This window comes from Saccharopolyspora sp. NPDC045839, assembly GCF_056431645.1.
Genome location: NZ_JBWKKH010000003.1, coordinates 178,080 through 200,968, shown reverse-complemented (window position 1 = coordinate 200,968; position 22,889 = coordinate 178,080). Strand labels below are relative to the sequence as shown.

The 22,889-nt window shown below is 67.6% G+C and carries 13 protein-coding genes and 2 pseudogenes; 8 read left to right on the top strand and 7 right to left on the bottom strand.

The features are described 5' to 3' along the window. Positions 1–8 precede the first annotated feature (8 nt). Complete coding sequence (locus tag AC07EQ_RS06465) at positions 9–1,370, bottom strand: M20/M25/M40 family metallo-hydrolase (protein WP_478386897.1); 1,362 nt, start codon at positions 1,368–1,370, stop codon at positions 9–11. Between the two features lie 733 nt (positions 1,371–2,103). Between AC07EQ_RS06465 and AC07EQ_RS06460 the strand changes: the two genes are divergently transcribed. From AC07EQ_RS06460 to AC07EQ_RS06445, 4 genes are all read left to right on the top strand, one after another. After that, positions 2,104–2,379, top strand: a complete 276-nt coding sequence (locus AC07EQ_RS06460; RefSeq protein ID WP_478386896.1) for a hypothetical protein — start codon at positions 2,104–2,106, stop codon at positions 2,377–2,379. 55 nt (positions 2,380–2,434) lie between these two features. Beyond that, positions 2,435–10,342, top strand: coding sequence for a hypothetical protein (locus AC07EQ_RS06455; protein WP_478386895.1), 7,908 nt, complete (start codon positions 2,435–2,437; stop codon positions 10,340–10,342). Then, entirely contained in the window at positions 10,317–11,543 is a 1,227-nt protein-coding gene (locus tag AC07EQ_RS06450) for a scabin-related ADP-ribosyltransferase (RefSeq protein ID WP_478386894.1), read from the top strand. Before AC07EQ_RS06455 ends, AC07EQ_RS06450 begins: the two co-directional genes overlap by 26 nt. A gap of 414 nt (positions 11,544–11,957) precedes the next feature. Beyond that, complete coding sequence (locus tag AC07EQ_RS06445) at positions 11,958–13,037, top strand: YrhB domain-containing protein (protein ID WP_478386893.1); 1,080 nt, start codon at positions 11,958–11,960, stop codon at positions 13,035–13,037. On the opposite strand, the pseudogene AC07EQ_RS06440 reads toward AC07EQ_RS06445, so the two are convergent. Beyond that, positions 12,983–13,183 (bottom strand): annotated as a pseudogene (locus AC07EQ_RS06440) (DUF5134 domain-containing protein); the annotation flags it as partial. The gene AC07EQ_RS06445 and the pseudogene AC07EQ_RS06440 overlap by 55 nt on opposite strands. Before the next feature lie 880 nt (positions 13,184–14,063). On the opposite strand from AC07EQ_RS06440, the gene AC07EQ_RS06435 reads away from it, so the two are divergent. Beyond that, positions 14,064–15,521 (top strand): alpha/beta hydrolase, encoded by a 1,458-nt coding sequence (locus AC07EQ_RS06435; RefSeq protein ID WP_478386892.1) that lies wholly within the window; start codon positions 14,064–14,066, stop codon positions 15,519–15,521. A gap of 51 nt (positions 15,522–15,572) precedes the next feature. Here AC07EQ_RS06435 and AC07EQ_RS06430 read toward each other — a convergent pair whose 3' ends face one another. From AC07EQ_RS06430 to AC07EQ_RS06415, 4 genes and pseudogenes are all read right to left on the bottom strand, one after another. Further along, positions 15,573–15,716: a hypothetical protein gene (locus AC07EQ_RS06430; protein ID WP_478386891.1), complete on the bottom strand. Its 144-nt coding sequence runs from the start codon at positions 15,714–15,716 to the stop codon at positions 15,573–15,575. A 480-nt stretch (positions 15,717–16,196) separates the two neighbouring features. Beyond that, positions 16,197–16,331, bottom strand: a complete 135-nt coding sequence (locus tag AC07EQ_RS06425; RefSeq protein WP_478387079.1) for a hypothetical protein — start codon at positions 16,329–16,331, stop codon at positions 16,197–16,199. A 15-nt stretch (positions 16,332–16,346) separates the two neighbouring features. Beyond that, positions 16,347–16,397: pseudogene (locus AC07EQ_RS06420) on the bottom strand (hypothetical protein); the annotation flags it as partial. Between the two features lie 5 nt (positions 16,398–16,402). Beyond that, positions 16,403–17,050: a histidine phosphatase family protein gene (locus tag AC07EQ_RS06415; protein ID WP_478386890.1), complete on the bottom strand. Its 648-nt coding sequence runs from the start codon at positions 17,048–17,050 to the stop codon at positions 16,403–16,405. 384 nt (positions 17,051–17,434) lie between these two features. Here AC07EQ_RS06415 and AC07EQ_RS06410 point away from each other — a divergent pair, with 384 nt between their 5' ends. Beyond that, positions 17,435–19,693 carry a heavy metal translocating P-type ATPase gene (locus tag AC07EQ_RS06410; protein WP_478386889.1) on the top strand — a complete coding sequence of 753 codons (2,259 nt, stop codon included), beginning with the start codon at positions 17,435–17,437 and terminating at the stop codon, positions 19,691–19,693. 362 nt (positions 19,694–20,055) lie between these two features. On the opposite strand, the gene AC07EQ_RS06405 is transcribed toward AC07EQ_RS06410, so the two are convergent. Next, the gene (locus tag AC07EQ_RS06405) at positions 20,056–20,565 is read right to left on the bottom strand and encodes a MarR family winged helix-turn-helix transcriptional regulator (protein WP_478386888.1); all 510 of its coding nucleotides are present in this window, start codon (positions 20,563–20,565) and stop codon (positions 20,056–20,058) included. A gap of 372 nt (positions 20,566–20,937) precedes the next feature. Here AC07EQ_RS06405 and AC07EQ_RS06400 point away from each other — a divergent pair, with 372 nt between their 5' ends. Then, complete coding sequence (locus tag AC07EQ_RS06400; RefSeq protein ID WP_478386887.1) at positions 20,938–21,984, top strand: 2,5-dihydroxypyridine 5,6-dioxygenase NicX family protein; 1,047 nt, start codon at positions 20,938–20,940, stop codon at positions 21,982–21,984. 14 nt (positions 21,985–21,998) lie between these two features. Further along, the gene (locus AC07EQ_RS06395) at positions 21,999–22,781 is read left to right on the top strand and encodes a maleate cis-trans isomerase family protein (RefSeq protein ID WP_478387073.1); all 783 of its coding nucleotides are present in this window, start codon (positions 21,999–22,001) and stop codon (positions 22,779–22,781) included. The last annotated feature ends 108 nt before the right edge of the window (positions 22,782–22,889 follow it).

Genomic DNA, 22,889 nt, shown 5'->3' with positions numbered 1-22,889 from the left:
CCTCGTGATCACTGCTGGGACAGGGCTTTGAGGAACAGGGCCTGGGCGAGCGTCATCCGCTCCAGTTCGCCGAGGTGGACGCTCTCGTGGGGCGCGTGGATGCGGGCAGCGGGCTCCTCGCAGCCCCAGAGCAGCACCGGTGCGTCGGGATTGCGGGTCTGGAGCAGGTTGACGAGCGGGATCGAGCCGCCCTGGCCGAGCGTGGTGGGGTCCTGCCCGTACGCCTCCTTCAACGCCGCCTGGGCCTTGGCGAAGGCGGTCGAGCCGGTCCGGGCCTCGAAGCCCTCGCCGCCACCGGCGTAGGTCACCTCGACCGGCAGGAACCACGGGCGGTGCTGGTCGATGTGCCTGCGCAGCGCCGCGACCGCGTCGGTGGGCTGCTGCCCCGGCACCAGCCGGATGCTCACGCGGGCGGTGGCATCGGGATGCAGCGCGTTGAGCGACTGGTGCACGGGTGGCGGAGCCCCGTCGAGCCCGGTCACGTTGATCGACGGCTTGAAGTAGAGCCGTTGGGCCACGGATCCGGTGCCGATCAGCGGTACGCCACAGCGCACGCCCGCGTTCTGCCGGTAGGTCGTCGCGTCGGGATGGTCCGCACCGGTCCACGGCTTGCTGAGCAGGCCCTCGACCGCCACGTCTCCCTTGTCGTCGTGCAGCGTCGCCAGGATGCGGCTCAACGCCATGAACGCGTCCGGGGCCGGACCGCCGTACATCCCCGAGTGCACGGGCGCGTCGAGCGTCCGCACCCTGACGTCGGCCTGGGCGATCCCGCGCAGCGTGGCGGTCAGTGCCGGACGGCCGACCGCGACACCGCCGGTGTCGGCGACGACGTAGGCGTCGGCCTTGAACCTGTCCTTGTTCTCCGGCTTCGCGAGGAACTCCTCCAGCGAGCCGGTACCGCTCTCCTCCTCGCCCTCGATGAGGATCTCCAGGTTTACCGGCGGGTTGCTGTCGAATGCCCGCAGCGCGCCGACGTGCATCATGATCCCGGACTTGTCATCGGCCGCGCCACGCCCCCGCAGGCGGCCGTTCACTTCCTTGGGTGTGAAGGCTTCCGCCTCGTCCCACGACCCGGCCGGTTGCACGTCGTAGTGCGCGTAGAGCAGGACCGTCGGCTTTCCCGTCCGGCCGGTGATGCTGCCGTGCACCAATGGTGCCCTGCCGGCTCCGATGTCCACGGTCGTGGCGTTGCCGACCCCGGCCCCCTTCAGCAGCTCCACGACCTTGTTGGCCGCTTCCGTGGTGGCGCCGCCCCTCGTGGACTTGATCCTGACCAGGTCGCACAGGTCGGACTTCAGGGTGCTCATGAGCGACGACACCTTCTGTTTCAGCGCGGTGTCGCCGGACGTCGTGGCGGTATCGGTGAGCATCAGACTCCTCGTGTCGCACGCGCGGGATCACGCCGTTCGCGCGACGCGAGCGGCGGAGAACCCGTCGTTCTGGGAAGATCCCCGGCTGAGGTGGAAGTCGGTCAGGTGCGCCGTGCGGTCAACGCGATCGTCCACGGAGGACTATTTGCCATCGAAAACGGTGACGGAGGACGACCGGCTTGCCATGGGGCGAATGGGGAAACTCGCGCACCCTGACCTCTCGAACGTTGGCGAAGGGGACGACTCCTGTATCCCACAGCCGCGGAACCGCTGGCGACCGTAACTGGCCACCTTCACTCCCCGGTGGCCGAGAACCCGCGTTCAGCCCAAAGTCGCTTCACGATCCGTGTCTCTCGACTCCGGCGAATGGCTGATCAGGTAGCAGACGAGTGATGAAGCACGCCGGGTGTCGAAAATGGGGACAGCACAACAAGAAAGGTCCTGTTGATCTATGCGCGAGTGCTGTCGGGTAGTCCGAGGAGGTAGTCGCCGCAGGGCGAGGGAGATCAGGGCATCGGAGTGTGCCGAAGGCCAGGCTGGCGGCCGGGCCGGAAACGCCGAGGGCGGCAAAGCCGGTTCGTCGGGGTGCCGGCGGTTGAGGGGTTGGCCTCGGCCGGGCGGGAAGGCGGTCCGGGCAGATTTGGTGCCCAGAGGACTCCTGATCGGCTCGTGTCGGCGAGGAGTCGGTCTTCGTGCCTTTGACTTGATTCGGAGTGCTATCAGGAGGGCCGGATTGTCTGAAGTGGATCGCCGCAGCGTGGAGATGTTATGGGAGGAGTACGAAGCGTATCGTCGGCTGGCGAAGAACGAGTTGTCGGAGTTGGTGACCCGCACGATCGCCGATGCCCGGGCCAAGCTGAACGACCAGCTCGCGGAGATCATGACGCCGATGATGCCGCCCGGATTGGACGTGAAGGCCATGCTGAACGGGGAGATCAGCGCCGAGAAGCCGGCCCTCGACGAGTCCAAGCTGCCGCCCCTGCTCAGGGAGCGGCCGAACCGGCGCTGAGATCTGGGGTGGTGTGGTCGGTGGTGTGAGTCCGAATCGGATGGTGTGGTGAGTGATGGGTGAGATCCAGATTCCCCGGGATGGTGTCTGGGCGCCTATTTACTATTCGCTGACTGCGCTGATCGAGAAGCCGCCGTTGGTGATCTCGAATGATATGTACGCGTTGGCTCGTGAGATGCGGGACAACGCGGACGCTGACGTGAACACCATGAGCAATGTCAATTCGTTGTCGTCTGGTGTGCGGGCGAATCTTGAGGGTGAGACCGCGAAGGCGTTCGGTGATCATGTTCGGGGGTTGACCGATCCGGTTCTGGCGCGTGCGGCGGCGTTGCGGTACGCGGCGGACATGGTGGATGAGTTCGGGTTGAACGGGGAGGAGGCCGAGTACGATATCCTGATCGGTCTGGCGTTTTTCGCGTCCACGATCCTCGGGCTTTATCTGAGCGGGTTCTTCGAGGCGATTCCGGCGTGGATCGCGGCTGGGCGTCGGCATCTCTCGCAGATCATCGCGACGGCCAAGCAACAGGCCACGACGCTTTCCGGGCAGTTGCGGATGGCGTGGGAGCCTGTTCAGGAGTTCGGTGAGGAGTTCTTCCAGGCATTCTTGCCCCAGGGGATCACGACGGCGAACGGTAATCGCAAGAACGGCTGGGACGTGAAGGGCATGGCGCTGGAGGGCGCTGTGGGGGCCGATTCCGCGTTCAACGCTATGATCTTGCATCGTCTGGCGAAGCTGAACAGGCACACGGACGATTTCGTGCGTAAGCCGATCGGGGCGGGGCAGCTCGACGCCGCTTCGGAGTTGCCGGCCGAGGGGATGGTCATCACGCTCGCCGGCGGCAATTTCGACCCGTTCCAGACCTATATCTCGAGTGTCACGATGGGCACGATCGAGAGGGACGCGCAGATCAGGTCGCGTGAGTGGCGGAACAACCGGAACACGAACAACTCGCCTGCCGGAGGCCCGGACCAGCCGCCGCCGCCTTCCTATGACCCGGACGGTAAGGGTCTGCCCGGCGGGGAGGGCACTCCCGGTGGGGGGCCGGATTCGAAGGTGCCACCGGTGGGGTCGGATTCGAAAGCCCCTGCGGGTTCCCCGGATGGGATGCCCTCCGATGTCCCGCCGCCTCCGTACTCGCCGCGTGGTGAGGCGCCGCTGTCCAATGAGGTGTGGGGGACCGAACAGGCCCCGCCCGCGTACCAGCCCCCGGCCGCGGAGCAGCCCGCAGGCTCCCCACCGCCTGGGTCGGCTCCACCGCCCGCGGGCGTGTCGCCTGTGTCGGCTCCGCCTGCGGGTTCTCCGTCACCCGCTTCGGTTTCGCCGCCTGTGTCGGCTCCGCCGGTGGGGTCTCCGCCCCCGGGCGTCGGCGGGGAAACGCTGCCACCTGCGGGCGTCGAAACCGGACCGGTTTCGGTGGAGCAACCGGCTGGGCAGCCGCCGGTTACCGGCGGGCCGCAGGATGTAGGCTCGGACCAGGGCTTGCCCGGTTTCGAAACGACGACGCCACCGGGTAGCGCGCCGCAGGGCGTGGATCCGGTGGTCGGTGACCAGAATCCCCAGGCCCAGCAACCGTCCGCCGAGCAGCCGCCGGTGCGGCACACGCCCGTCGAGCAGCCGCCCGCCCAGCAGCCGGGGAGCGAGCAGTCCCCGAATCAGCAGTCGCCGAACCAGCAGTCGCCCGGACAGCACGCTCCCGACCAGCAGAACCCCGGTCAGCAGCCCCAGCGCCAGCTGTCGCCCGACCAGCAGGTTCCGGGTCAGCAGTCGCCGAACCAGCAGGTCCAGGGGCAGCAGTCGCCGGAGCAGTCGGCGCCAAGCCAGCAGAACGCCGGTCAGCGCGGCCTCGACCAGAACTCGGTGTCGCTCGAGCGTGACCAGCCGAGAGCGGATCAGCAGGAGCAGGGCGAGAACGGGTCCGCGCAGCTCCGTCCGTCCGGTCAGCAGGCCGGGCTGGGGCAACCGGCGGGGACGCTGAGCGCCACGTCCACGCCGTCCGGTCAGGCCGGCAACTCGCAAGCACCCGCGAACCCCGCCGGCACGCCGAACACCTCGACCCAGGACGTGTCCCGGGACAAGTCCGGCCAGTCGGCCGTGGGCGATCAGGTCGGCCGGTCCCGGCCTTCGACGCAGCTGTCCTACGAAGCACCGACGGGTGAGACGTCGACCGGGAACCAGCCCCTGACCCAGCGCGACGCCCCGTCCACTGTGTCCTCCGGCAGCGATCAGCAGACGAATTCGACCACGCCCGGCAAGGCTGGAACTTCGAAGAGCGGCAGTGAACCGGAACCGGAGGTGGCGCCGGCACAGCCGGTGGTGCCGGTGGAAAGCTCGTTCGTCGACGAAGGTTATGAAAGTGGGGATGAGTCCGATCGCGACGTAGCTGTCCAGAGCCCGTCGGAGACTCCGGCCGAGACTGCTTCGCGTGATCTGTCCGAGTTCGAGCACTGGCAGGGCCCGCTGCCCCAGGTACCGAGTGGTTGGGGTGGTGAGTCGTCGGCGGTGTCGGGTGAGGCGCCGGTGCGTCCGGGCGTGGTGTCGGCGGAGACGTTCGAGAATGATCCTGCGGGCGCGGATGCGTACCTGAATCAGCATTTGCCGCATTTGCTGGATGTGAATGCCAGGAATGTGGGTGTCGAGGGTGGCGACACGAACTGCCTGGATTCGTCTCTTCAGACGATCAACGCGGATTTGCATCCTGAGCGGGCCGGGGAGTTCAAGGCCGAGCTGAGCGGGCTGGTGGACCCGAACCGCGTCGCGGAGTCGGGCTTGCCGCCGTTGTCCTGGCAGGGGCGGGGGCAGCAGGGTTATGACAAGGTGATCGACTATGTGGCCGGTCGGAAGAACGACGGTCCGCATGGTCTGGTGTACGCGTACTTCGGCGAGGGCAAGGGACATTTCTTCACCGTGCACAGGCGCGGTGGCGAGATCGTGTTTTACGACGGCCAGAGCAAGAAGATTGCGACGCTGGGCAACCCGGTCCAGGTGTGGTTCTCGAAGGTGACTTCGGACAAGGTGCTCAAGCATGTGGTTTCGCCGGTGGGCACCAAGGCTCATGGGAGGGCCGGGAACCAGGAGCGCCCCGCCCAGCCGCGCTCAGCGCCTCTCGAGCACATCAGAAACCTGGCCGAAAACTACCAGGCGGACATCATTCAGGCGACCAGTGCCGAAATGGACCGGCACCCGGCAGAGTCGAACAACGTTGCCCTCCGCGACGGCCCGAACATGATCTGGCTGACTCCGGCGCTAGCCCGGGCATGGCTGGCCGAAAGCGGCATCACCTATCCCCGCAAAGGTGGCATACCGCTGGCCGTCAAGAAGTACACCGCCCCCCCGCCGGACCCGCTGAAGGCGTCTCCTTCCCGGAGTTACAGCCTCGACGAGGCACAGCTCTTCTACGACACGATTCGGGATCTGGCGGACCAGCACCAGCAGGCCGAGTGGCAGGGCGTCTTGACCGCGATGGATGCGCTGGCGGGTCTCATCGTCGACATCTATCCGCCGGACCGGTACAGCTATGCGGGTATCGGCCGCAGTCCGGCTCCGGTCGTCGCCGCTCTCCTGTCCCGGGGTCACGACGCGGTGTCCATTCCGCTGTCGTCCTTCCGGCCGTCCCCGCCGCCAGATTCGGTCCTGTACGGGCCCTTCCAGACCGCTGGCCGCGAACCCACGTCCGAGCGCTACTACGAACCCACGCCCGAGCAGATGAGCATGCTCGAAAGGCATTTCGACGAGTTCCTGGGGCATCTGCCCGCGGACCGTGATGTGCTGCTGTTGGACTACACCCAGTCCGGGCGTTCGCTGATCGCGGCGCAGTACTACCTCCAGCAGCACCTGATCGACCGGGCCGGTGGTTCCCACCGGGTGGTTCGCGCGGTCGCGATGTACGCGCCCGATCAGGAAAAGAAACTGCTCGCCATCGTCGCCGGCATCGCTGACAACGCTGCTTTCAACCGGGCGAAACGCAAGCTGTGGCGGGACCAGTTCGTGGTCATGCCGCTCAACTCGAAACTCCTGGACGAACGCGCCAAGACGCTGGTGCAGGCGTTCGAAAGCCAGACGTTCGACGTACAGGCCGAGTACGGCAAGTACGAGATCCTGAGCGCGAACCCGGACGACCCCATGCCGGTGCGAGCCGACCGCCAGGACGGCCATCGGAAGCTGCGGGACGCCATGGACATAGCCCGTGGGATAAAAGACCCGGTAGCCGAGGACACCCCTCCCAGCCGAGACGGTGCGCTGCCGCGCCCGCCGGGCATGGGCGGTGCGCCATCCTCGGCGTTCTTGCGGCCGTTCCGGCATTTACGGCATTTGCGGAATGCGAATGCCAGGAATGTGGGTGGCGACACGAACGGTCTGGATGCGTCTCTTCAGGCGATCAACGCGGATTTGCATCCTGAGCGGGCCGGGGGCCTGCAGCGGATCTCCGAAGTCGCCAAGAACCTCCCAATGGACATCATTCAGGCGACCTCTGCCGAAATGGACCGGCACCCGGCAGAGTCGAACGACGTTGCCCTCCGCGACGGCCCGAACATGATCCCGCTGACTCCGGAAGTAGCCCGGGCATGGCTGGCCGAAAACGGCATCGCCTATCCCCGCGGTGGTGGCATACCGCTGGCCGTCGCGCTTTACACCGCCGGCAGAGGGGACCCGGATAACGCGCCTCGCCTGGAATACAGCCTCGACGAGGCACAGCTCTTCTACGAAACGGTTCGGGATCTGGTGGACCGGCACCAGCAGGCCGAGCGGCAGCACACCTTGATCGGGATGGATGCGCTGGCGGGTCTGATCGTCCGCACCCATCCGCCGGACCGCTACAGCTATGTGGGTATCGGCCGCAGTCCGGCTCCGGTCGTCGCCGCTCTCCAGTCCCGGGGTCACGACGCGGTGTCCATTCCGCTGTCGTCCTTCCGGCCGTTGCCTCCGCCAGACTCGGTTCTGCACGGGCCCTTCCAGACCCCCGGCCGCGGCGAACCCGCGTCCGAGCGCTACTACGAACCGACGCCCGAGCAGATGAGCATGCTCGAAAGGCATTTCGACGAGTTCCTGGGGCATCTGCCCGCGGATCGTGATGTGGTGCTGTTGGACTACACCCAGTCCGGGCGTTCGCTGATCGCGGCGCAGTACTTCCTCCAGAAGCACCTTGGTTCCGGCCGGGTGGTGCGCGCGGTCGCGATGTACGCGCCCGGGGGGAGACTGCTCGATACCCACGCCCGCATCGCTAACAACGATGCTTTCGACGTGGCGGAACGCAAGCAGTGGTGGGAGCGGTTCGCGGTCCTGCCGGTCGAATCGAACAGATGGCTGGGCAATCGCGCCGATCTGGTGGTGCAGGCGTTCGAGAGGGAGACGTTCGACGAACAGGCCGAGTACGGTTCGTACAAGATCCTGAGCGCGAACCCGGACGACCCCATGCCGCGGCGAGCCGACCGCCAGGACGGCTCCCGGAAGCTGCGGGACGCCATGGACATAGCCCGTGGGATAAAGGACCCGGTAGCCGAGGACACCCCTCCCGGCCTCGGTGGTTCGCCGCCGCGTCCGCCGGGCATGGGCGGTGCGTTGCCGACCACCATCGTCGCGTCCGGGCCGACGGGCCAGGCGCACGTCGATGAGGGGCATGTCGCGGATTCGGATGACAGCGACTACAACTCGGAGTCTGATGACGAAGAGCTGACTGTTCTTCCTGCGGCGAATCAGGAGTTCCTGGATGCTCATCCTGATTTGTGGGGTGTGAACGGTCCGCGGTACGCGGCCGGGCCGGAGGCCTATACGGAGAACTGTGCGCCGTCGTTGGTCGCGGCGGAGCGGACGCTGGTACGCAACTTGGAGAACGCCAGCGGCGACAATGCCGGTACCGCCACGAATCTTCCGCTCGACGCGCGGAACCTGCTGGTCAGGGCGCCGAATCTGCTGGTCGGGAACCGGAACGCCATCAGTGTGGCCGAGGCTCAGGACGTGGCGAGCAGGATCGTCGACCTGCCCGGTGATATCGGAGATCTGGTTCCCGGGTATGAGCGGGTCCTCACGGAAACCCAATCCGGAGCCGTGCCCGACTTCGCGGCTCTGAGCCGGGATGTGGGGCGCGGCAAAGCACTCATGGCGTTCGGTGCTGCGGCGGTCGTCGAGATGAACAGCAGCAGGTACGACCGGCACCCGTTCACCCCCGCGCAGCTGGGTGCCAGGTACGGTCTGGACGAGGCGGTGGCGACGCCGCTGGTCCATGCGGCCGCGGTGATGGATGTGCAGGACCACGCGGGATCTCGGCGTCCGCTCAACCCCGACCGGCTGGCTAGGCGGTATGGCTTCGAATTCGCCGATGCCCAGCACCTCGTGGCCGAGGCGGTGGTTGGCGTCAAGCGCATGTGGGCGCGTGCTCAATCGTTCCGGGCCGGCGCCCCGCACGAAATGTTCGAAGACCTTGCCAGAAGGTTCGATGTGCACCGCCAGTGGGTGGTCGACACGCTCCGAACGGCCGTAGTCGCCGATATACGTGCGGCCGCGGAGAACGGCCGCCCGCACTCAGTTGCGGACGTGGCCGGGAAGTACGGCCTGACCGAGCAATTGGCGGCCGACTGGATCAGGGCCGCGGTGCGGGCCGATGCGCGGGAGGCCGTTAATGGTGCCGGGGGCTACGTTGTCGGAGATCTCGCTGGGAAGTACGGGATCTCTGTTGAGGAAGCGGAGCGGCAACTGGTCGGGGCGGTGCTCACTGAAGCGTTCGAGCGTCGGGATCACGCCAATGCGGTGGCGGATTCTCTGGGCAGGTATGGCGTCGGTGAGGTGTCGATCGATGACCACGTCGATGCCCTTGCGGCCCAGGACATCCGGGCCGGCGTGTATGCCAATCGGCGCGTTGCCGTCGATGACCTTGCCGTGAAGTACGGCAGGACTGCCGGTTGGGCCCGTCGCCGGGTCGAGTCCGTCGCGATCGATTACGTGATCGAAGCCGCGAATCGCGGAAGCCTGGTCACCGGGGAGCAGCTGAACGACGGGTTCGATCTCGGCGGGCTTGGCGCGGAGGTGCTGCACCGGGCTCGGCTGGCCGATGTCCGCCGGGCAGCGGACGCCGGCGCCCCGTTCAGCGCCGCCGATCCCTTCCACAACAGACACGGTCTGCCTATCCCGGAGGCCGGGCAGCTGATCGACGATGCTGCGGTCGACGACGCGAGGCAGGCCGCGAGGGAAGGCCGGCCGTATGTCGCTGAAAAGCTGGCCAAGAAGTACGGCAAGTGGCTCTGGAACGACGAGACGTCCCGGAGTGAGCCTGACCTCGGATGGGGGAACGCCCGTATAGCCGCTGCCGTTCGTGCCGATGCGCGGGGCGGTGGGGGAGCCAGGGTGCTGGCGGTGAAGTACGGGATCAAGCTCGCTGCGGCCAAGGCCGAGGTCACTGCGGCGGCGTTGGTCCATGCGCGGACGGCGAACCTCAGCGGAGACTCGGTCACGGTTGCCGAACTCGTCAGGGATTTCGATATCAGCGGCGCCGAGGCGGCGCGGCACTTGCGGTCCGCCAGGCACGTTCCGGCGGATTCGGGCACCGAAACCGAACCGGAGGCGTTCTCCGACGATTCGTCCGACGATGATTTCGGTGGTGGACCTGTGGGTGGACCGCATCATGGTTCGGCGGGTGGGGTCCGCGTTGAGCCCGATGGCGATGTGTCCATGGTGGACGTGGATGGCGAGTTCGATGGTGGCGATTCCGATTCCGCGTCTGATGGCTCGTCGGTCTTCACCGAGCCTGAAAGGGACGAGTTCGCTTCGCCTGTGGTGATGACGGCTCGCAGTTTTGATGGGGACGCCGAGGCCGCGGCGGAGTACTTCCAGGTGTTTTTCCCCGAGTTCGTGGGGGTGAACGGGTCGAGTGGTGAGCGAGATGAGCGGGATCGCCTCCTGAATTGTGTGCTGGTGCTGGTGGCTTCGGATGAGAGGCTGTCGGGGCGTGACGGTCGTGGCGGAGGCCGGTGAGCCGGAGACGATCGAGTCGCTGGAGGGGCGTTTCGGTGCTCCTGCGGTGCGTGCGGTTTTCGATGATGTCGTGGCGCACATGAGTCGGTCGTTCGATGATGCGGTGGAGCGCACTGGTCGGCAGCCGGGGAGCATTTCGGGTGCGGCGCTGGTGCAGGGCCTGGGAAGCATGGCGCATGCCGTGCTGGTTCGGGTTGGATCCGATGGTGTTGTCCACTTCGTTGATCCGCAGTTGGAGACGATGGCCGATGCGGGCGGGGACAACGTGATCGGTTTCCTGCCGCTTCACCGGTTGGGTTCGACGCCGATGCGCGGCGAGCGAATGGATCCGGACCTCCGGGTCGGCGCGGGCGCCCGTGGTCGAGCTGCGGAGTTTTCCTGGACATTGGCAGGAAAACTCGACGCGCAAGGCAAGAACCTGCGCATCCGGGCGGGAGCAGGGCCGTTGCCCCGTCCGGAACCGTATCCCGCGCCGGACGATTTCACCGAGGTCGGGCTACCGGTGCACAGCCGGGCGACCGACGGCCGCTGGGAGATCAGCGGAGGAGCCGAGTACGGCCCGGACATGGTCTGGCACCGAGGCGCGAACCTGTTCGGCATGCGGTTGGACCGGATGCCGATGGGCAACTACGTGACCGACGAATACGGCCGCTTGTACACTGCGATGACCGATGTCCCCGTGTTCGAATGGTATGTCGGCTCGACCAGCGGAAGACCCATCGCGTACAGCCTGTTTCGAGTCACCGACCCACCAGCATCCTCGTCGAGCCTCTCCAGCAGGCCGCCGGTGAATCCGGCGGCAGTCGCGATGCCCGGCACGGTTTTCGGCGAAGCGCCTCGTTATGCGCTGTGGCGGCAAGACGCCAACATGCTCTACCACCTGAACAAGAAAACCCCCGAACAAGTGGTGGAGGAAGGTGGACTGCGGCCAAAGGGGCCAGTGACCGGAGCGGACCGTCACCTGGCGGAGTACGCGTGCATGGGGCCTACCGACACGAACTTCCTCAGCACTGCGCGGAATCCGTACGCGATGACACGTGTGCGCGATGTCAACCCCACCGTGTCGGCGAGCGGCTACAGATATATGTACTTGATCAATGCGCCCGGCGGGATCGATGTCAATGCCACGCTCGGCATCGCGTCACCTTATCCGGAACAGGAGGAAGGACTTTCATCGGCGGAGTCCGGTTGGAATACATAGCTGGTTACCAGGAGGTCGACGACGACCGTCCGGTCGGGCCTGTTCTCCCGATGCCGGGCTGGAGTTAGTCGTCGCGGCCGTTGAGGGTGCAGAACAACAACGCGATCGGTGCGTACGAGGCGGGATCCGGTTCCACCTCGGTGAACGAGAGCGTGTTCAAGTTCCTGGCGTTCGAGCAGACCTCACCGGCCTCCCGGCGTAGGCCGTGCCGGTGGGGTTTTCCCGGATGACGTGTGCGAGCCGGCGCGGAAGCCGGGGATCACGGCCCATGATGGACGTGCTCGACGGCTGCTCCAGCAGGGCGCGGCGGCCGGAGCGACCCCCCGACCGACCAGAGACCGAGCTGCCGGACGAGACATACCGAGGTGACGATGAGCCGACCCCGCCAACAGGGCAGCGGAGTGGCTGGAACGCATGTACGGGGGTCTGGTCACCCTCACCGATAGCCAGCCCCTGCTCGACGGCGAACGGACCCAGCTGTTCGGCTGCGACTGCGCGGGCGGCTCTGCCGACCCGCTACTGGCCGCCACGATCGCGGTGCCCAAGGACGGCGGGCAGCCGTTCCCGGTGTCCAACGCCGACCCGTTGGACGAGGAGCTGAACGCGACGCTGGCGATGGACCTCAACCCCGAGCCGTGGCGGTGGCGGGTCAACGCGCGCGGCTGCCTGGTCGCGACGGACGCCGCCGTGGACCGCCGCCCGGCCTCGGCGCTGCCGTGGGCACCGGCGGATGAGGCGCCCGGCTGGTGGGACCGGATGCTGGCCGCACACTTCCCGGACGCCGAGGTGTTCACCGCCTCCACGTGGGCGGACGTGACATCGACGCTGCTGGAGGGCGGTCCGGGCACGCGCACCGCGGTGTGGCTGCGTCGGCAGCTGTCCGGCGCCGAGCTCACCGGCCACCTGCTGTACGGCTTCCAGGACCAGAACCAGGCAGTGTTCCTGGACGGGCAGCGGGGTTCGCCGGCCCGGCTGAACGACGACGAGATCGGTCAGCTCGTGGTCGCGCGGTTCTTCCGCCCGGTGATGACCGAATCGGCGAACCTCACGGTTCCCTGGGAGGCACCGGCGTCGAACCTGCAGGCCGCGCTGGACAAGGCGAACAGCTGGCTGGATCACACCTACCCGGAGCCGGTAGTCGTCGTCGGGCCCGGCGACGAAGACGAAACCGAACGCGGCTGGCTGTTCGCGTGCACCACGCAGCGGTTCCTGGACACCGGCGAGTGGCAGGACCAGATGCTGGACGCCGCGCTGGTGGTGCCCAAGGAAGCAGGCCAGGCACCGTTCGGCCTGCCCAACAACGACCCGTGGTCCTACATGTCCGGATGGGATGCCGGACGAGACGGAATCGGCCGGCCCCCGGCGCCCGGGGCGGCCGCCTGGTACGCGCCGAGCGCGTGGTGGCCACCGTGTTCCGGACCGCTGCCGCCGGCCGCCATGAGTTGCGGCAGCACAGCGATCATCCACGCCATGGCGGCCATCATCATCGCGTGATGGATCTGCGCCGACCACCCGCCGTGCGAGCGGCCCGTCCGCAACCACGCACTTCCCACGGCCAGGACGAGGAACCACAGCGCCGCAAGCCCGAAGAACACGATCTGCGGGAACGCGGGCAGCTGCATTCCCCAGGGCCATGCCATCGGCACCATCAGCGCACTCATCACGGCATGGCTCGCCGAGCTGACCCGGTCCGACGTGCGCGGCCCCTGCCGCAGCGCGTGAATCAGGAACCACACCGCAGTGGCGGCGAACAGGATCGTGAGAACCCATCGGAGCAGAGCGGACTCGATCATCTTCAAGCACCTTCCGCCTGCCGCGCGAAGCGCCGCCGAGCCAGCCACCCCAACGTGATGTCGATGAAGAGGAACAGCAGCAGCGAGCCGCCGAGCAACGGCAGGGTGTAAGCGACGAACACGAAGGCGCGCTCGCCGGGACGTGCAGCTCCCGGTCGTAGACGAGCTGTTCGAGCTGCGGCGTGAAGACGTAGCGCAGACCGGTCACGGCGGCGACGACCAGGAGCGGTGCTATCAGGATCCCGGCGAAGAAGTGCAGGCGCAGGATCAGCGGCCGTAACACCGCCTACCAGGAACCCCGCCCCGGGCCGCCGGGGGAAGCGTCCGGATCTGGTTGTGCCTCGGGCGGATCAGCGGCGAAACCGACTCTGGACTCACCGGCGATCATGTTGCTCCCAATCCGTTCGCACGCGCATGAAGCCCGATCCGGCGTCCCCGGGCGAGCTTCCACTGGTGTAGATGTCGGAAGACCTCACATGCCGGTTCCCGCCGCCGCCGACAACATCAGCTTTGTCACACCGCTGCTCCGGAGCGCCGGGCCTGTTGGCGGCACGTTGGTGACGGACCCGAAGCGGTGTCCGCTCTCCAGGATGCCTCGGCAGAAGAGCGCTCATGCACCAGCGGCAGGTGGCCGGCACCGACTCTGGTCACGGTTGCGCGAAAAAGTTCGATTATGATAATCATTTTCACTTAAGACGTTCATCCAGTGACTCCGGAAGTGACGCCCGTGACAAGATCGCTTCGCATCGCCTTCGCACTGGCCCTCCTGGCTCCGCTGCTCAGCGCCGCCCCTGCAGGCGCCGAAGCAGTGCGGTTCGGCCCGTGCTCACCTGATGGCCCCGACGAGCCAGGGGCCGAATGCGCCGAAATCGCCGTGCCACTGGACTACGACGCGCCCGACGGGCGCACGATCTCGCTCGCGGTCTCGCGGGTCCGGGCGTCCGGCACGCCGGCGGAATATCGAGGAGCGTTGCTGGTCAACCCCGGCGGCCCCGGCGGCGCGGGACTTGACTACGCCGTGACCAAGCGCAGGAAGATGCCCGAGTCCGTTCGGCGCTCCTACGACATCATCGGCTTCGACCCCCGCGGCGTTGGCCACAGCAACCCCGTGGACTGCGGGCCGCTCGGAGGGGTGTTCGGCCACCCCGGGCCGGGCCCTGTTCCTTCGACCGAATCCCAGGAACACGACTACCTGGACCGCTTACGCGCGATGGCCTCGGACTGTCGTCAACACCTCGGCGCGGTGTCCGGCTGGATCAGCACCATGAACACGGCACGGGACATGGACCGCATCCGGGGCGTCCTCGGGCAATCCCGGCTGAACTTCCTCGGGGTCTCCTACGGCAGCTACCTCGGCGCCGCCTACGCGGCCGAGTTTCCCGATCGCGTTGGACGGATGGTCCTCGACAGCGTCGTCAGTCCGGACCGCTGGCACGACTTCGACACCCAGCAGGCATTCGCCATGCTGGAGCAGCGCGACGTGTTGTTCCGCTGGGTCGCCGATCATCCGGGTCTGGGCCTCGGGTCGACGCCCGAGGGGGTCCGCGAACGCTACTCGCGCGCTCGATCCAGGCTGGCCGAACATCCAGTGCGAGGGAGGTTCGGTCCCAGCGAGTTCGACTACCTCGTCTACCGCGCACTGTCCCGAACCGAACGGTGGGAGCCCTTCGCTCGAGCGCTCAGCGACTACGTCCACACCGGCAACGGTGACGGGCTGGCCCCCGAAATCCCCGGAACGGGACCCGATTCGCGCAACTACGAAGCAGCGCTGCGCGCCGTCAAGTGCGCCGACAGCACACGGCCCTCCGCTGCCGAGGTGATCGGCGCGGTGCGCGCGCTCCGCGCAGCCGACCCGGAGCCGGTGCTCGCCGGGCTGGAAGCGCCGACGTGCCACTATTGGCCGCAGCCTCGCGAGACCGCCCGCCTCGGACACCCGGCGATGCCGCCGATACTGCTCACGCAGGCCGAACACGACCCAACGACACCGTACGCGGGCGCTAGGAGAATGCAGGCGGTGTTGCCTGGTTCCCGGATGGTGCTCCTGCGCAACAGCTATTCGCACGGAGCCTTCGCCAGCCAGCAGAACCCGTGCGTCGACGAGACTGCGGCCGCATATCTCGTCAGTGGGACGGTTCCGTCAGGTGACGTCGAGTGCCAGGGGGCTGGTCTTCCCGCCGTGCGATGAGTGTTCCGCCGTGGCCGCAGGAATCTTGTCGCGGACGATTTTCGCGACGACTCAGTGCTCGTCGTAGTGATCGTCGTGCCACCGGTGCAGGTGGCCGTCGTGCACGTAGTCGATGTGGTCGCGGTGGGGCACGGCGACGTGCCCGCAAGCTTCGCCGTGGTCGTGGCCGGTGTGCTGCTCATGCGCGGTGGTCATCATGGCTCCGAACGGACGCGGGTGAAGGTCTGTCCGGCCCAATCGTAAGTATTGATGGCTACCCATGCATGAATAGCGGCTGAGCTTCGCGTCCTGCTGGGCCGCTGCCGTGGCATGCCGATGAGACCGGCGGGCGATGTAACACGAATCCTTCTTCGGTGCGGCTGACCTGCCTGGCCATGAGCAGCTCGAAGACGGAAGACATCCGTCTGGCCATGTTGGAGCTCGGCGTCCGATTTGGATGGACGTGCTCGTGGTGCCGAGGTCGTTGGTGACCGCGTCCTCTTCGCGGACACCGCTTGGTCACCGCCGATGGGACCGCGATCTTCGGACTGTCCACATTGTTCGGTCGAGGGTGAGTCGGGAATGTGGGTGGTACTCGCGGGCCACGGGCGGTGCCGGCGGCGACTTCGAGGAGACGGCACCGCCCGCGGCCCAGTGATCAGCGCCATGTCGGGCGTACCGCGGCGGTCGCGCTGATCACGTTCTTGAGGGCGGCGCGGCGAGCACCGTGGCCCGGAGATCGCGAGCCCGGTCGAACAGCGCGAACTGGTGGTGGATGTCGAGGTGGTTGCTGGGCTCGTCCATCACCAGCAGCCGGGGCTGGGCCACCACGGCGCGGGCGATCAGGGCGCGTTGTCGTTCCCCTCCGGAGAGCTGTCCGAACCGCCGCTGCGCCAGTTCGGTCAGCAGGTGTCCCCGGCGGAGGACGCGAGGTGGCTGATGTCGTTCAGCGTGTGCAGCGTTCGGTTGTGGAAGTAGTCGTCTTCCTGGAGGACCGTGATCCCGCCGCTGATCGAACGGAACGCGGCGTACGCACATGCGCTGACGGGGATGCCGAGCCAGGCCGCGACGACCCAGTTCAACGATCCACCGTGCGTCACGACGATCTGGTGGTCGCAGGCGCGGGTGCGGAGGTATTCCACTGCGCGGTACACCCGCTCGATCCACTGGAGCTTCGCTTCCGCTCCCTCGATGCCCTCGTCGTGCTTCAACCGCTCACCGAACTCGGGTGGCGGGACGAAATGCTCCCGGAACCAATCCTGGCGCCTGCCGCCCGCGACGCCGTACGACTTCTCGCGGAGATCGGCCAGGAGAACCGCTTCCGTCTTGAACGCGGCCTCGATCGGCCGCGCCGTCTGGACTGTTCGCCGCAGATCCGAGCTGTAGAGTTCGGCACGAGCATCCCCGGGGACGAGTTCCCGCAGCCTTGCCGCGATCGCGGCGGCGTGGGTTCTGCCGAGGGCGGTGAGTTCGGAATCGAACCACCCTCCGACACGACCGTCGACGTGATGTGTCGCTTCTGGATGGACCACGGCATAGAGCCAACGCATCAGATCACCTTCGCAGAAGGCATCGGGATCACTCACAGCGGGCGCGGAGCTCGGGGTGATTTGGGTGCGAGCGAATCAGTCGTACCCGGTGCACGGGTCAGGGAATCCGGTCGGAAGCCGGAGCTGACGCGCTAAGGATGCCGACGATGCTGTTCCCCGCCTCAGATCCGGACCGAGCCGGGCAGGCTGCGCGATGGCGAACGCGCACCGCTTGCTTTGTGGCGCTCGGCACAGGGCGATCTGGTTTTTCTCCGGGAACTTCCTGGGCGCCCCTCACGACTCTCTGGTCGGAGTGCTTGTGGACCGGCGTACGCGGGTCCACAAGCGCGATGTCCGAGGAAGGGACCGGCCGCCGCGCGGCTGTGCGTGAAAGGTTCACACGGCTTGTCTTCGAACCCGTTGCTCACCGACGACACGCACGATCGTGAGGTCGAGCTGTCAGTGGGCGGCATGACGTGCGCGTCGTGCTCGGCACGCGTTGAACGCAAGCTCAACAAGCTCGAAGGCGTGCACGCCACCGTGAACTACGCGACCGGACGCGCGAACATCCTCGCCCCTGTGGCGGTCGACGACCGGATGCTCGTCGACACTGTGGAGAAAGCGGGTTATCAGGCGGAGGTCGTTCCCGCTGCGGCGGATGCCCGGCCGCCGGAGGAATCCGATGAGCGGCTTCGCGGCCTGTGGTGGCGGCTCGTCGTGTCGATGTTGCTGTTCATCCCGCTGTGCGACCTGTCGGTCCTGTTCACGCTGATGCCGGCCGCTCGTTTCCCGGGCTGGCAGTGGCTGCTGGTCGCGCTGGCCGCCCCGGTCGTCGGATGGGCCGCCTACCCGTTCCACCGCGCGGCTTTCGTCAACGCCCGGCACGGTTCGTCGTCGATGGACACGCTGGTGTCGATCGGCATTCTTTCGGCCGCGCTGTGGTCGCTGTACGCGATGTTCGGCCAGCCCGGTCCGCCGGCGGACGCCTCCGGCTGGTGGCTGCTGATCCGAGCGGACGGGGCGATCTACCTGGAGGTCGCCGCGGGGGTCACCGCATTCCTCCTCGCCGGCCGCTACTTCGAGGCTCGAGCGAAACGCAGCGCGGGCAGCGCCCTGCGCGCCCTTGCTGCGCTCCGCGCCAACGAGGTCGCAGTCCTGCTCGATGACGGTTCGCAGCGCCAGATCCCGATCGAGAACCTGCGGGCGGGGGAACGCTTCATCGTGCGTCCCGGCGCCACGATCGCCACCGACGGACGCGTGGTCGACGGGCGGGCGGCCGTGGACCGCAGTTCGATGACCGGCGAGTCGATGCCGGTGGAGACCACGCCGGGGGACGAGGTCGTCGGCGGCACGATCCTGCTCAGCGGGTGGCTCGTCGTCGAAGCCACCAAGGTCGGCGGGGACACCCAGCTCGCGGCCATGATCCGCCTCGTCGAGCAGGCGCAGGCGGGCAAGGCGGGCGTGCAGCGCCTGGCCGACCGCATCTCCGGCTACTTCGTTCCCGCCGTTCTGGTCCTCGCGGTCGCCACCTTCGCCGGGTGGCTGCTGGCCACCGGGATGCCGGAACGAGCCTTCTCCACCGGGCTGGCCGTGCTGGTCATCGCCTGCCCGTGCGCGCTCGGGCTGGCGACGCCGACGGCGCTCATGGTCGCCTCCGGGAGAGGCGCCCAGCTCGGGATCTTCATCAAGGACTACCAGGCTCTCGAAGCGACCAAGAACATCGACACGGTGGTGCTGGACAAGACCGGCACGGTTACCGCGGGTCGACTGTCCGTTGTGGACTTCTGGTGCGCTGACGGCGCTGACCGGGCAGCGACGTTGCGTCTGGCCGGGGCGTTGGAGGATGCTTCGGAACACGCCGTCGCGGCGGCGATCAGGTCCGCGGCCCGCGACGAGCTTGGCCCGTTGCCCCGTGTGGAACAGTTCACCAACGAGCCGGGCCTAGGCGTGCACGGCATCGTCGAGGGCCGAGAGGTCGCCGTCGGACGCGCCAAACTGTTCACCGACCGGGGCCACGTGGTTCCCACCGAACTCGACCGGCAGCGCGAGACGTGGGAGCAGCAGGGGAGGACGGCGGTTCTCGTCCAGTGCGACGGCCGGATCACTGCTGTGATCGCGTTGGCCGACGAGGTCAAGCCGTCATCGAAGCGGGCGATAGCCGAACTGCACCGCCTCGGCCTGCGCACGTTCTTGCTCACCGGTGACAACGGGGCGACGGCCCGCGCCGTCGCCGACGAGATCGGGATCGCGGAGGTGATCTCCGAGGTGCTGCCCGCGGGCAAGGCCGAGATCGTGGCGCGGATGCGGCGGGAAGGCCGGACCGTGGCGTTCGTGGGCGATGGTGTGAACGATGCGCCCGCGCTAGCCGCGGCGGACCTCGGGCTCGCGGTGGGAACCGGTGCCGACGTGGCCATCGAGACCGCGGATCTCATCCTCGTTCGCCAAGACCTGACCACGGTCCCGGACGCGATCGTCCTCGCCCGCGCGACCCTGCGCACCATTCGCGGCAACCTGCTCTGGGCCTTCGGCTACAACGTCGCCGCACTTCCGCTGGCCGTCGTCGGACTGCTCAACCCGCTGATCGCCGGCGCGGCAATGGCGCTGTCCTCGGTGTTCGTCGTCTCGAACAGCCTCCGACTCCGCCCTTTCGGGAGACCACGCTGATCGACACCACCAGCGGCGCCGACCGCGCGCCCATGCCGTCCTAGCTATCCTCCGCTTCTGGGGAGACACGAACGAGCACGTTCCCAGAACACCGTGCGGTATCTCGGGAAGCCGCCCGCCGTGCAGGCGTGCGGCTTCGGCCGGCTCCGCCTGCTGGATCGAGTGGGCCGACGCCGAGCGCGCTGGTGGAGGTCCACGGTGGTGAGATGACGGACGAGCTCGGCGGGGCAACGCACGGCCTCGACCCGGCGTCCATTGTGGAAGTGCTGGCCCGTGCGATGCCGTAGGTGCCGGATCACCGTGCGCTGCAAGCGGAGTTGCTCGCGGACGTGGTGTGCCGGTCGGCGGGTACTGTGCGCGGCTCAGTCCAGTTCTTCGAATGCTGCGACGGCTTCCCAGCGGGCGCCGAGTGCGTTGAGCAGCGTTGCGATGTTGGCGTCGCGGGCGATGTCGCCGCCGGCGAGCAGTGCCTCGTCCAGTTGCCGGGCTCGGTGGTGCACCTCGGTGAGCACCGCCTCGCCTTCCTCGGTGAGGGACAGCAGTTTGCGCCGGGCGTCGCGCGGGGATTCGATGCGCTGGATGAGACCTCGCCGCTCGAGCCTGCGGCACAAGTCGGCCATCGTCGAGGTGTCCAGCGCGGCGGCACCGGCCAGCGAGCTCTGGTCGCTGCCCGGATAGGCGCGGACGGCGGAGAGCACCGCGAACTGCGGACCGGTCAGCACCGAGTCGACGTGCCGGTTCCAAGCGGCGAGGTAGGCCTGGTACAACCGGCGGGCGCCGTAGCCGGGGGCGGCCAGCAGGTCGGCGGGTGGTGCCGGAGCGACGGCAGACGTATCTCCAACACGTCGGTCCGTGCGCGCTGGCTCCCCCATTGCGTTCCTCCCAAGCAGCTCGGCACCCGGGTTGGGTGCCCATTAATAATACGTACCCGGATGGTTGTACTGGTACGGGACCGGCTTGGCCGGGGTGAATCCAGGTCGCTCCGGTGCGATCCGAGCCAGGTCGAGCTGGTCCAGGCGTGGGCTCGCCTGGATGGCGTAACTCGGTGCCGTGCAAGGGAATCATCTTGCCCAGGTCGACCGGCTCTCCGCGTGCAGCAGGGGTTGTCCGCGCGCGTGCCGGGTGCAAGCGCCGTTGCTGATGTGTGGATCTTGCTCGCGAGTTCGGCGCACACAGGTTCCGCGAAAACAACTCTTGCGTGCTCGGATAATACGTGTTCGGATTATACGCGGAGGTGGTCAACGGTGGACCAGAACCTGTTCAACGACATCTGCTTGCAGCAACTGCGCCTGTCCGGCGTGCACGAAGGTGAGACGGTCGTCGTGCTCACCCGCGGCGGGGAGCGTGCGGAGTACGCGGACGCGTTCCTGTGGGCCGCTCAGCAGTTGGGAGCTGCGGCGTTCCACATGCGGTTGCCCTCGCCGGCGAGCGCCTCGGGGGCGTGGGCCGTGGGTGACTCCGGCCTCGGGAACATCCCCAAGGCCGTGGATGCCCTCAAGGGCGTCGACATGGTCGTGGACTGCACCTTCTTGCTGTTCAGCAAGGAGCAGTTCGCGATCCAGGACGCCGGAGTCCGGATCCTGACCGCCGTCGAGCCGCCGGAGCTGCTCGCCCGGCTGATGCCGACCAGGGAACTGCGCGAGCGGGTGGAGATCGGCGCCGAGCTGCTGGCCAAGGCAGGCACGATGCGGATCACCAGCCCGGCCGGTACCGACGTCACCTACCAGCTCGGCATGTACCCGACGTTGTCGGAGTACGGCTACACCGACACCCCGGGTCGATGGGACCACTGGCCGGCAGCGTTCGTGTTCACCGGCGGAGCCGACGACGGTGTCGACGGGAAGATCGTGCTCTCGCCGGGGGACGTGCTCCTGCCGTTCAACACCTACGTGCAGACCCCGGTGGAGATCACCATCGAGAAAGGTTTCATCCGGGACATCCGCGGCGGCGCCGGGTCCTCCGGGCTGGACGCGGACCTGCTGCGCTCGTACATCGAGAGCTTCGACGACCCGCGCGGCTACGGGATGAGCCACGTCGGCTGGGGGCTCGACGAGCGTGCCCACTGGCACGGCCTGACCCAGTTCCCCGGCGGGATGGGCATGGAGCTGCGCAGCTTCTACGGCAACGTGATGTTCTCCATCGGGCCGAACAACGAGCTGGGCGGCCCGAACGACACCGCCTGCCACTTCGACATCCCGATGCGCGGCAACTCGCTGTACCTCGACGACGAGCTGATCGTCGACGCGGGCGAGCTGACCGTTGCCGAGATGCGCCCGGTCGGTGGCCGATGAGCGCCGAGGCGGCGGTGCGCGAGCACCACATCGGAATGATCGTGCCCAGCTCGAACCTCACCATGGAGACCGAGCTGCCGCGGATGCTGCGAGCTCGGGAGGAGGTCGATCCGGGGGACCGGTTCATCTTCCACTCCGCGCGGGCGCGGATGCAGCACGTGACCCCGGAACAACTGCGGGCAATGAACGCGCAGGCCGAACGAGCGGCGGCGGAACTGGCCGACGCTCGCCCTGCGGTCGTGGCCACCGCGTGCCTGGTGGCGATCATGGCGCAGGGGCCGGGTTACCACTGCACCGCGGAGGACGACATCACCCGCGCGCTGCGCACCGAGGGGTCCGATGCCCCGGTCGTTTCCAGCGCTGGTGCACTGCTGTCCGGCATCGGTGCGCTGGGCGCGCGCAAGGTCGCGATCCTGACGCCGTACATGAAGCCGCTGACCAAGGCGGTGGCGGACTACATCGAGGACGCCGGGGTCGAGGTGGTGGACGCGCTCTCGCTGGAGGTGCCGGACAACCTCGCCGTGGCGCGGCTGGATCCGGCCGATCTGCGCGAGCACTACCGCAAGCTCGACCTGTCCAACGCTGACGCGCTGGTCCTGTCGGCCTGCGTGCAGATGCCGTCCCTGCCCTCGATCCAGCCGGTCGAGGACGAGGTGGGGATCCCGGTGCTCTCGGCCGCGACCGCCACCACCTTCCGGATCCTGTCCGAACTCGGACTCGAACCCCGAGTGCCCGGTGCGGGCAAGCTGCTCAGCGGAGCGGTCGCCGCCCCGGGAGTGCCGACGCACGCGGTCTGACCCTCCGGCGCGCGACGCTCGTGGCCGGGACTGCCCTCTGGCGGGGCGTCCCGGCTCCTCGGGCCGCGCTACACGTATTCACCCGACGCGAGCTCGTGCTCGCTCGTC